Source organism: uncultured Roseobacter sp. (genome assembly GCF_947501835.1).
Lineage (GTDB): Bacteria > Pseudomonadota > Alphaproteobacteria > Rhodobacterales > Rhodobacteraceae > Roseobacter.
This window is the reverse complement of record NZ_CANMXR010000064.1, coordinates 1-286: the sequence shown is the minus strand read 5'-3', so window position 1 is coordinate 286 and position 286 is coordinate 1. Positions and strand designations below refer to the sequence as shown.

Annotated in this window: 1 protein-coding gene; it reads right to left on the bottom strand. The window is 47.9% G+C overall.

The window, feature by feature from the left end; translation table 11 throughout:
- Positions 1-45: 45 nt before the first annotated feature.
- Positions 46-286: ParB N-terminal domain-containing protein (locus Q1A20_RS26100; protein WP_367180978.1), on the bottom strand; the 241-nt coding region annotated here is incomplete at its 5' end.

Here is a 286-nt window from a genome sequence, read left to right as displayed (position 1 = left end):
TTACTCAGAACGGACTTTCGTGCTCGGCGTATCAATTGGTTACTTTCAGTGCAACTGAGCATGAACAAGATAACCTTTGACTTCATTTTCACCAATAGCGCGCAGGGCTTCTAGCCGGTGATATCCCTCGACGAGAATGTAACCGCCGCCTTTTTCGGTTCGCAGGCGTATAGGCGTGGTTTGCCCGTTTTCTAGTATATCGTAAGCGATGTCTTCGACTTTGGCGGGGTCCAGAGTTTTCTTACGTTTGAGCGGAATGCGAACGTCGGCAATAGTGAATTTTTCT